The organism is Nonomuraea sp. NPDC001684 (assembly GCF_053596515.1).
In genome coordinates this window covers 1-9,951 of the sequence record NZ_JBSFGJ010000345.1, presented here as the reverse complement: position 1 = coordinate 9,951, position 9,951 = coordinate 1, and the positions used below count along the sequence as shown (strand labels likewise).

Here is a 9,951-nt window from a genome sequence, read left to right as displayed (position 1 = left end):
CGCCCAGCCGCGCAGGTAGACCCGCCGCTCGTCCGGCACCCCCAGCCGGTCGGCCAGCTCCGCGCAGGCCAGGACGACGGCCGCCGCCTGGTCGATCAAGGCCGCCTGGCAGGCCGCCCACCATTTTCCCGACGGGCAGTTCTACCTCAACCTGCACGGCTCGACGCCCGACCTCGAACCGCTGGACCCCCTGCGGTCCCTCGGTCGCCTGCTGCGGTCGCTCGGCGTGGACCGGGCCGCCGTCCCCACGGACGTCGACGAGGCCGCCGCCCAGTTCCGGTCCCGCACCGCCGGACGCCGCATGCTGTTCGTGTTCGACAACGTGCTGGACGTCAGGCAGGTACGCGCGCTGCTCCCGGCGAGCCCTACCTGCGGTGTCATCGTGACCAGCCGCAGGACGCTCGCCGCGCTGGAGGGCCGCGTCCCGTACGAGCTGGAGGTGCTGCCCGAGGAGGACTGCCGCGCCCTGCTGACCCGCCACGCCGCCGATCCCGCCACCGGTCCCGCCACTGGGCCGGACGACACCGAGGCCCAGAACGCCGTCGCCCGGCAGTGCGCCTACCTTCCGCTGGCGCTCTCGATCGCGGCCGCCCGGCTGTCGGTGCGGCCCGCCTGGACCTGGCGGACGCTGGCGGACAGGCTGGCCGAGGAGGGGCGGCGTCTCACGGAGCTGGAGCTGGAGGACCGCGCGGTCAGAGCCAGTCTCATGGTCGGCTACCGGGATCTCGACCCGGCGCAGGCCCGCATGTTCCGGTGCATGAGCCTGCTCGGCGTCACGGAGCTCGGCGTGGACACCGCCGCGGCCCTCGCCGGCCTCCCGGCCCCGACCGCCGAGGACCTGCTCGACCAGCTCACCGAGGCGCATCTGGTGCAGACCGCCGCCCCCGGACGCTATTGCGTGCACGATCTGGCCCGGCTCTTCGCCCGGGAGCTCGCCGCGGAGCACGACCCGCCGGAGGAGCGGCGGCGTGCCGTCCTGCGCGCGCTGCACAACGGGCTGGCCGTCGCCAGAGACGCGAGCAGGCAGGTGATCCCCGTCGCCGTGTGGCGGACGACGCTGGGTCCGGCGACGACGCCCGGCGCGGGGCCGGGCTTCCGCGACCGGCAGGAGGTGTACGCGTGGGTCGACGCGGAGGCCGCGCAGCTTCCGGCGGTGCTGGGCAGCGCGGCGGCGCTGGGCGCCGACGACCTGGTCACCGCCCTGTCGGCGGCGCTGTTCTTCCCGCTGTACGAACGAGGGCGGTGGCGGGAGCTGTGGGAGGTCAGCGAGACGGGCGCCGCCGCGGCCGACCGCCTGGGCGAGCCCCACCACCGGGCGGTGACCCACGGCGACCTCGGATACGTGCTGGCCGACCTCGGCCGGCTGGACGACGCGCTGGTCCACCTGAAGGTGTCACTCGCACAACACCGGCAGACCGGCAACCGCCGGGGGGAGGCCGCCCAGCTCGACCGTCTGGGGGTCGTCTACAGCAGGCTGGGCCGGTTCGCGGAGGCCGTCGGCCACTTCCGCCTCTCGATCGACCTGGAGAGCGGCCAGGGCAACCGGTACGGCGAGGCGATCACCCTCACCAACCTCGGGCTCACCTACCTGCGCGGCGGCGACCCGGAGGCGGCCGTCACGGCCTTGTCCGACGCCCTGTCCGTCACCCGCGAGATCGAGGACCTGGTGGGCACCGCCATCGCGCTCGGCTACCTCGCCGAGGCCCATCGGCGCATGGGCCGCCACCGGGAGTCCGAGCGTTACTTCCGGATGGCGCTGGACGCCGACCGCGCGGCCGACGACCTCGGCAGTTGCACGGAGGCGCGCCACTGGTGGGGCCTGGGCCTGGTCCATCGTGCGCTCGGGGCGGAGGATCGCGCCCGGGAGTGCCGGCGCAACGCCGTGACGATCCTGCACGACCTCCGGCTCATCAGCGCCGGCGAACGGTCCCGCATCGAGGCCGGCGACGACCCGGGCACGCCGGACGTCATCCTCAGGAACCTGTGAGCGCGACGGCCGTACTCCTTCCCGTACCCGGAGCCGCATTCTGCCGCCGGGCCGCCGTCGTCCCAGGTCACCGCGCCTGCAGGGTGCGGGAATCCGCGTACCGGCGATCGCCACAAAATCGCAAGATCCGCCGTTCAGGATGGAGTGGTCCATCGAGGAACGGCACGCCCGGGCCTCGCTGACGACCAGTTGGTAAGGAGAGCGGAACCATGATCGCGACGATCACGAGAATCAGCGACCGCCTGCTGGAGCGGGTCGCGCCCAAGGCCGAGGCGTCGGCGACCGCGGCCGGCTGCACGTGGCGGTACATGTGCTGCACCATGGGCGGCCAGGTCGTCTACGGCAAGAGGCTGTACGACCTCGTCCATGGCACGAACTGCGGCGCGTGCACGGTCATCTCCAGCTACTGCTAGCCGTTGAGCGCTTGTCCGCCCCGGCCGGGGCGGGCAAGCGCGCTTTGATCTCCGCATCGAGGAAATCTGGTGGAGTTTGTCGCTTTTGGCGGCCAGTGTCTGATCGGTGTCGTCTTCGCGATGTCGGCACTGAGCAAGATCCGCGGCCGCACGGCCTACGCCGAGTTCGTACGGGCGACCGGAGCCCTGCTCACCGCCCTGCTGGGACACGGCACGGGCCCGCGGACGGCCCGCTGGGCGGCGGCCTTGGTCGTCGTGGCCGAGTCGGCCGTCCCGGTGCTGATCGCCGCGCAGGTCCTTCATCCGCTCGCGTCCGTTGTGGGGTCGGCCGCCGCCGCCGTCCTGCTCGGCCTGTTCAGCGTGGCGATCGTCCGCGCCCTGCGTCGCGGCGTGCGCACGTCCTGCCGGTGCTTCGGGACGTCCCAGGCCCCCTTGGGACGACGCCACCTGGCCCGCAACCTCGGTCTCCTGGCGGTGGCCCTGACCTGCGGAGCCGCCCTCCCGCAGGCACGGTCACAGGCATGGTCACAGGCGTGGTCGCAGCCGGCCGGCACGGCGGTCGCGGGCGGCGCGGGACTGGTGCTGGCCGTGCTCGTCAGCCGGCTGGACGACCTGGTCGAACTGTTCGTGTCCCCGGCGGCGAACGCCGGACCGGCGCCGAAAGGAGAACGTCATGTCGATGCTCGTCACCGGGATGATCCTGGTGGGGGCGCTGTGCCTCTTCGACCTGGTGCTGACGCTGGGAGTGGTCAGACGGCTGCGGGAGCACACCGATCAGCTGCGGAGCCTCCTGTCCCACGGTGACCGTCCGCCGGGGAGGCTCCGCGGGAGCGTCGGCGACTTCCTGGCCACCACCGTCGACGGTGAGCCGGTCTCCCGCGACCTGCTGACGGGGGAGACCCTGGTCGCCTTCTTCAGCCCCGGCTGCACGACGTGCCGGGAGACGCTGCCGGAGTTCGTCGAGTTCGCCCGCGGCCTGCCGGGCGGGCGGCGGCAGGTCCTCGCCGTCCTGGCCGGTGACCAGGAGGACAGCGACGAGATGGTCCGCACGCTCACACCGGTGGCCCGCGTGACCGTGGAGGAGTTCGACGGCGAGCTCAGCCGGGCCTTCGCGGTCGACGGGTTCCCCGCGCACTACGTCGTCGACAGCACCGGCGCGCTGCTCGCCACCGCGCCCGACGTCGCCCTGCTGCGGGTCATGAGGGCTGCGTGAGCCGGGAGCCCCGGACATCCCCCGGCGCGTTCGCGGCCACCGCGGCGCGGGTCGTGGCGCTGACGTTCCGTTCGGCGCCCCTGCACGGCCTGGCGTACCTGGTGTGCACGGCGGCGGTCGCGGTGATCCCGATCGCGGTGGCCTGGCTGACGAAGGCCGTCCTGGACCGGTTGACGTCCGCGCCGGGCTCGCCGTCCGGGCTGGTGGGGCCCGCGGCCGGGCTCGCGGCGGCGGGGATCGCGCTCGGGGTCGTGCCGCGCGTCGCCCAGTACCTGCGGGCCGAGATGGACCGCAGGGCCGCCCTCCGCGGGCACGACGAGCTGTTCGCGGCGGTGGAGCAGGTGGCGGGGGTCGCCAGGTTCGAGGATCCGCACTTCCAGGACCGGCTCCGGCTGGCCCAGCAGAGCGCGTCCGCGCCGGCCAGGACCGCCGACGCGGTGTTCGAGGTGGTGCGCGGGGCGCTCACCCTGGTCGGGTTCCTCGGCTCGCTGACCGTGATCAGCACGGGGTTCACCGTCGTCGTGCTGGCCGCCGCCGTCCCCACGGTGATCCTGGAGCTGCAGCTGTCCCGACGGCGCGCCGCGATGATGTGGCGGATCGGCCCGGCGGAACGGCGGCAGATGTTGTACGGCGACCTGCTCGCCAGCGCGACGGCGGCCAAGGAGATCCGGCTGTTCGGCCTCGGCCCCTATCTGCGCGGTCGGCTGGTCGCCGAGCGGCGCGCCGCCGACGAGGCCCGGCGGCGGACGGACCGGCGGGAGGTCGTCGTCCAGGGGGCGCTGGCGGCGCTGTCGGCGGTCATCGCCGGTGGCGGGCTGGTGTGGGTCGTCGTGGCCGCCGGGCGGGGGCAGGTGACGGTGGGCGACGTGTCGATGTTCGTGGCCGTGGTCGCCGGTCTGCAGGGGGCGCTCGGCGGGCTGATCACGTCGATGGCCGGGGCGCACCACCAAGTGCTCCTGTTCGGCCACTACGTCGCGGTGGTCGACGCCGGGCCGGACCTGCCCCCGCCGGACGACCCGGCGCCGCTGCCCGCGCTTCGCCGCGGCATCGAACTGCGCGACGTCTGGTTCCGCTACAGCGACGACCATCCGTGGGCGCTGCGCGGCGTCACCCTCTTCCTCCCCCACGGCGCCTCGACGGCGCTGGTCGGCCATAACGGCGCGGGCAAGAGCACGCTGGTCAAGCTGCTGTGCCGGTTCTACGACCCCACCCGGGGGGCGATCCTCTGGGACGGGGTGGACCTGCGCGACGTGCCCGTGGAGGAGTTGCGCCGCCGCGTCGGCGCGGTGCTCCAGGACTTCATGACCTACGACTTCAGCGCGGCCGACAACATCGCCATGGGCGACCTGACGGCGCTCGGCGACCTGGACCGCATCCGCGGCGCGGCCGTCCGGGCCGGGATCGACGGCACCCTGTCCCGCCTGCCCCATGGCTACGGGACGCTGCTGACCCGCCTGTTCTTCGCCGACGACGAGGCCGACGACCCCGGGAACGGGGTGATGTTGTCCGGCGGCCAGTGGCAGCGGGTGGCCCTCGCGCGGGCCTTCCTCCGCGAGGACCGGGACCTGATGATCCTCGACGAGCCGAACGCGGGCCTGGACCCCGAGGCCGAGCACGAGGTGCACGAGCGGCTGCGGAGGATGCGCGACGGCCGCAGCAGCCTGCTCATCTCCCACCGCCTCAACACGATCCGGGACGCCGACCTCATCGTCGTCCTGTCCGGCGGGCTGGTCGTCGAACAGGGGCGGCACGCCGACCTGCTCGCCGCCCGGGGCACGTACGCCCGGCTGTTCACCGTTCAGGCGGCCGGTTACGCCGAGGAGCCCGTGGAGCCGGTGACGCGATGAGTAGAGGGGAACGCCGTTGAGACCCGTCCTGGCACTGCTGGCGGCGGCGGGGTGCGTCCTCGGGGCGTCGGCCGCGGTCGCCGTCCGGCTGCGCCGTCGCTATCTCGTCATCACGGTGGCGGGCGTGAGCATGGAGCCGGCGTTCCGCGACGGCGACCGGGTGCTGGTCCGGCGGGCGTCCCTGGAGGCGGTCCGGCGCGGCCAGGTGGTGCTGCTCGTCGGCAGCCTCACGGAGATGTGGCCGGAGATGGCGGCCGAGGCCGCGCTCACCACCGACCCCCGCGCGCCGTCGGACCGGCCGGTGAACGGCCGGAAGCCGATCGGAGGGCCCGTCGCGGCGCGGGAACCCGCGGATGAGCCGTTCCGGGTGGTCAAGCGCGTGACCGCCGTGCCTGGTGACCCGGTTCCCCGCGAGATCGCCTCCTTGCCGCACGCTCCCGGTCGGGTCGTGCCCGACGGATGCCTGGTCGTGCTCGGCGACAACGCGGCGGCCTCGCGCGACTCGCGGCACTTCGGCTACGTGCCGGCGGAATGGCTGCTCGGCGTGGTGGTACGGCGCATCGCCCCGGCGCCCGAGTCCAGGCAGGAGGACGGCGGACGCGGGGCACGGCCCGGCACACCTCGGCCGCCGGCCGCTTCCTGAGCGTCCGGGGGCACGGCCCGGCACGCCTGGCTGCTGCGCTCCGCGGGATATCTGGCCGGCGTCACCGCGTAGGCGTGGTCGAACCTGGGCGAGCGCCGCCAAGCCCGCCGCTGGTGGCACACCGCCATCGACGCCGCAGACCAATCCGAGGACCCGGCCGCGCAGGTGTGGGTGCGCGCGTGGGCGGTGGCCAACGGCCCTTATATCAACCGACGGCTGGTCGAGAGCCTCACCCTGGCCCGTGAACGGCTCGGCAAGCACCTCGACCCGGACTGTGCGTCATGCGCATTGCTGAGCGGGCTCGCCCAGACCCAGGCCGACCTCGGCGACCCTGCGGCCGTGACGACGTTGCGGCAACCGGCCAGGCTCACCGAACGTGTGCCCGCCGCGGTTGCCGACGATCGGGGGTCATTGCTCGGCTGGCCGGTGCCCCTCTCCAGCCGTCCGTTGCAGAACACTCCCCCAACTGGAAACTCCCCGGCGAACAGATCATCTCCAACCGGCCGACTTCGACGTTCTGGATCTGACTATGCATGTCGGCCCCGAACTCAGGATCTGCGCCCTGGCGGTGAAGCTGGCGGAGGAAACCGGCGTCGTCTATCCATCACGAGCCACGCGACCATCGCCCGCCTGCTGCCCGGCAAGAAGTTCAGCGCCGCCGGGCACCACATCACCGCCGCGGCGATAAGCCGGTACGTCCCCGAAGAGTTCTTTCCTGTCAACCACCCGGGTGAGTTGGCGGAGCGGCTCTACATGGCGCTGCTGCGGTGCCGCGCCGAGACCTCGGCGCTGATGGCGCAGCGGTCCACGCCAGCCAGTGCGACACCGACGTCGGAGCAGTGATTCCGATGTCGACCATCTGGCACGGGGAGCCGACGGCGTACGTCCGGATCGAGGTCAGACCGATCAGACGTTTCGCCTACCTCATGATCACGTGACCACGACGCCCAAGTGCCCAGGCCCCGGGAAAGCCGGGGCCTGGGCACTACCGGCGCGCGCCCGTGGTCGTCGTCCACCTCGGCAGGCTGGGGGCCTCGCCGTTGACGGCGACCAGACTCCTGCCCCACCTGGACCCTCAGGAGGCGGCATGGTCGAGGGGCGTGCTGTGGTCGGCGAGTTTCTGAGCTTGTTGGCGACCTCGTCCAGGCCGTTCCGGTGCACCGGGTGACCAGTCGATGAAAGAAGGACTCCAGGGCGGCCCAGTCGACGATCATGTGGTGCGCTCCGCCCGGGGGTGGTCGTCGCGCTCGACCTGGTCCTGGAGCCAGGCGGCTGCTGCGGGTCGGCCTCCACGCCATGGACGTGTACGCCCTGACCTGGGAACTGCCGATCCGGCGGGCCCGCCTTCCGGAGTGGGATTGACCTCAAGCCCGCCTGAGGTTGCATAGTCGGCCGCATGAAGAACTTTGAGATCGGCGTGATCCTTCCCGGCGTCGGCGAGCAGCGCACAAGGGGCCTCGACCTGCGGGAGGCCGCCCGGCACGCGGAGGACGCCGGATTGGACGGCGTCTGGCACGGCGACCACCTGGCCATCGGCGCGCCTACCCTGGACGCGTCGATCGCGCTGGCCACCGCGGCCGCCGTCACGTCGAGGATCAGGATCGGCGCAAGCGTGTTCGTCCCGGCGATCCGGCCGCTGGCCTGGGCAGCCAAGCAGGTCGCGAGCCTGCAGCACGTGTCGGGCGGCAGGCTGGTCCTGGGCGTCGGCTCGGGCGGCGGGCCGGGGCAGTGGGCCGCCGCCGGGGTGGCGTACGGGCGGCGCGGACGCCGTACGGACACCGCGCTGGAACTGCTCCCCGAACTGCTGGCCGGGAAGGAGACCCGGCTGCCGGACGAACCGGGGCAGCCGCCGGTCACGCTGTCCCCGGCCGCGGCCATGCCGCCCGTGTGGGTCGGCAACGCGTCGGAGGCGGCGATCCGGCGGGCGGCGCGGCTGGGCGACGGCTGGTTCCCCTCGCTGATCTCCCCGCTGGAGGTCGCCGAGGGACGGGGACGGCTGGCCGAGCTGGCCGGGCAGGCAAGCCGTCCCGTTCCGATCGTCGCCATCGGTTGCGCCGCCGCGCTGGGAGCCGGGCCCGATGTCCCGTCCCGGGCTCAGGTGGCGTCCGGGATCAGCGCCGGCTACGGCCGTCCGCTTGAGGACGTGCTGCCGATCCCCCTCACCGGCCACCCCGAGGAGGCCGCCGGACGGCTGAACGACTACCGCGAGGCCGGGGCGAGCCACGCGGTCGTCGGGATCTCGGGCGGCGACTGGCGGCGGCAGGTGGACCTCCTGGCGGAGGTGCGAACCCTCCTGCACGGGTGACGTCCCGGACGAACCGGGGGCGTGACCATATCCAGCCGAGCATTCCCGCTAGGCAGTTGGGCCCGCGACAGACGTGCCGCCGGCGATGAACGGGGCCAGTCACATCCCGCCGAGATCGCAGGCTCTGGAGGCCACATCTCTTGGAATTCCGGCTCTGTTGAGGGAATCGCGGCACTGGAGCCAGCCTCCTATCTCGCCGCTGGCGGCCACCGCGCATGACGCCCTTGTCCGTGCGTTCGGGCCGTATCCTTTGCCCTCCAGGTAGGACACGCAATCGCTGGCGTCGGCCTGCGCCGGTGACGCGGTGAAGGCGACGAGCCCAGCCGCCATGGTCGCGGCTGCCGCCACAGTTGTCAGGAAAGCTTTCGACATGCAGGCTTCCTCCTTTCGTGGGCCATTTGTGACCGTATGCAAACATGTCCAGATTTCGGCCGGAACGGGGCGGTGACGTCGTGTCTGGATCTTTGGGCTTGCTGTCGGGTTCCCTGTGCCCGGCTCGCTGTTGCGGGACGAAGGGCAAAACAGGTGCGGCCGGAGTACGCCAGAAACACACTGCGGCCTGGCACCTGTCGGCACCGCGAACAAGGCCAGTGCGGAACGTCTCCGTCGAACGTTCGAGCACGGCCAGGAGCAGCCCCTCCTTGCTGCCGAAATGCCACGGGATGGAGCCCCCGCTGATCCCGGAGCGCATGGCCACGTCGCCGAAGGTGGTCTGGCGGTAGCCCTTCTCGGCGAACAGCTCCGCTGCGACGGCGAGGATCAGCTCGCAGCTGTCGTGGCTGGTCTGGGCGCGTCGTGTTGGTCACGTGACCTCCTTCCTTGTGTTGGCAGCCATATTCCAGGCTTGGCAGCACAGGCGCTTGATCAGGTGCTGCGTCCAGATCCAGGCCGCCCGGAAGCCGGCAGGCCGATCCTGCAGACATGGACCAGCCAGGCCGGGCCGCCCCGTGACGCGGGCGGCCCGGCGTGACGCCACGAGCCCGGACTGAAGCTCTCGATGAGTAAGCCCGCTGACCGAACTCGGACGCCTACGCCTGACCCGCCCCGCTCGCCGCCGTCTCGACCCGCCGGTTCAGCGCCCTCCCGCGGTCGCGACAACCGAGTGCATTCGAATGGGCCAAGTCCCGCTGACGCCAGATGGCGCGAGCGCATGGCACCGCTTGACCTTGACGCCAATGTCAAGGAATAGCCTCGCTGGCTGCCGTGGAAGTTCGAACCAGCGGCAGACCGCTTGGCCGGTGATCGAGAAAGGGCACTCGTGACTCATCTGACACATGAGCAGTACTGCGACGCGGCCGAAGCCACCTCGCTGACGCCGAGCTCGCGCCGGGAGGCTTTCCACACATCGCCCCGGGCGTCGCCGCCGACAGGATCGAGGATCTCCTCGAGAATCAGCCGTATTTCCGAAGATCGCTGAACCCGTGAGCCGGCTGGATGGCGGCGGTGAGGGTCACGTCCACGGACGTGGTGTATGAATCGATCTTCGCGTGATCCTGTTTCTGCAGGTTAAGCGGTGAGTGTCTGTGGGATCTGGTTCTGGGCG

General features: G+C 72.2%; 7 protein-coding genes and 2 pseudogenes. 8 read left to right on the top strand and 1 reads right to left on the bottom strand.

Annotation, left to right across the window (positions count from 1 at the left end):
- Positions 1-226: 226 nt before the first annotated feature.
- The 8 genes and pseudogenes from ACWCSD_RS38820 (at position 227) to ACWCSD_RS38785 (ending at position 8,408) form a co-directional block, all read left to right on the top strand.
- Positions 227-1,987, top strand: coding sequence for a tetratricopeptide repeat protein (locus ACWCSD_RS38820; protein WP_449922396.1), 1,761 nt, complete (start codon positions 227-229; stop codon positions 1,985-1,987).
- 209 nt (positions 1,988-2,196) lie between these two features.
- Positions 2,197-2,400, top strand: coding sequence for a hypothetical protein (locus ACWCSD_RS38815; RefSeq protein ID WP_397159167.1), 204 nt, complete (start codon positions 2,197-2,199; stop codon positions 2,398-2,400).
- Between the two features lie 69 nt (positions 2,401-2,469).
- A pseudogene (locus tag ACWCSD_RS38810) lies at positions 2,470-2,877 on the top strand (MauE/DoxX family redox-associated membrane protein); the annotation flags it as partial.
- A gap of 196 nt (positions 2,878-3,073) precedes the next feature.
- Positions 3,074-3,613, top strand: a complete 540-nt coding sequence (locus ACWCSD_RS38805) for a TlpA disulfide reductase family protein (protein WP_387667123.1) — start codon at positions 3,074-3,076, stop codon at positions 3,611-3,613.
- On the top strand, positions 3,610-5,460 hold the full coding sequence (locus ACWCSD_RS38800) for an ABC transporter ATP-binding protein (RefSeq protein WP_397159164.1): 1,851 nt from the start codon (positions 3,610-3,612) through the stop codon (positions 5,458-5,460). Before ACWCSD_RS38805 ends, ACWCSD_RS38800 begins: the two co-directional genes overlap by 4 nt.
- Before the next feature lie 16 nt (positions 5,461-5,476).
- The gene (locus ACWCSD_RS38795; protein ID WP_397159162.1) at positions 5,477-6,103 is read left to right on the top strand and encodes a S26 family signal peptidase; all 627 of its coding nucleotides are present in this window, start codon (positions 5,477-5,479) and stop codon (positions 6,101-6,103) included.
- Positions 6,104-6,268: 165 nt separating this feature from the next.
- Positions 6,269-6,946, top strand: a complete 678-nt coding sequence (locus ACWCSD_RS38790; protein WP_449922393.1) for a hypothetical protein — start codon at positions 6,269-6,271, stop codon at positions 6,944-6,946.
- A gap of 553 nt (positions 6,947-7,499) precedes the next feature.
- Complete coding sequence (locus ACWCSD_RS38785) at positions 7,500-8,408, top strand: LLM class flavin-dependent oxidoreductase (protein ID WP_397159158.1); 909 nt, start codon at positions 7,500-7,502, stop codon at positions 8,406-8,408.
- 631 nt (positions 8,409-9,039) lie between these two features.
- On the opposite strand, the pseudogene ACWCSD_RS38780 reads toward ACWCSD_RS38785, so the two are convergent.
- Positions 9,040-9,168, bottom strand: a pseudogene (locus tag ACWCSD_RS38780) (helix-turn-helix domain-containing protein); the annotation flags it as partial.
- Positions 9,169-9,951 lie beyond the last annotated feature (783 nt).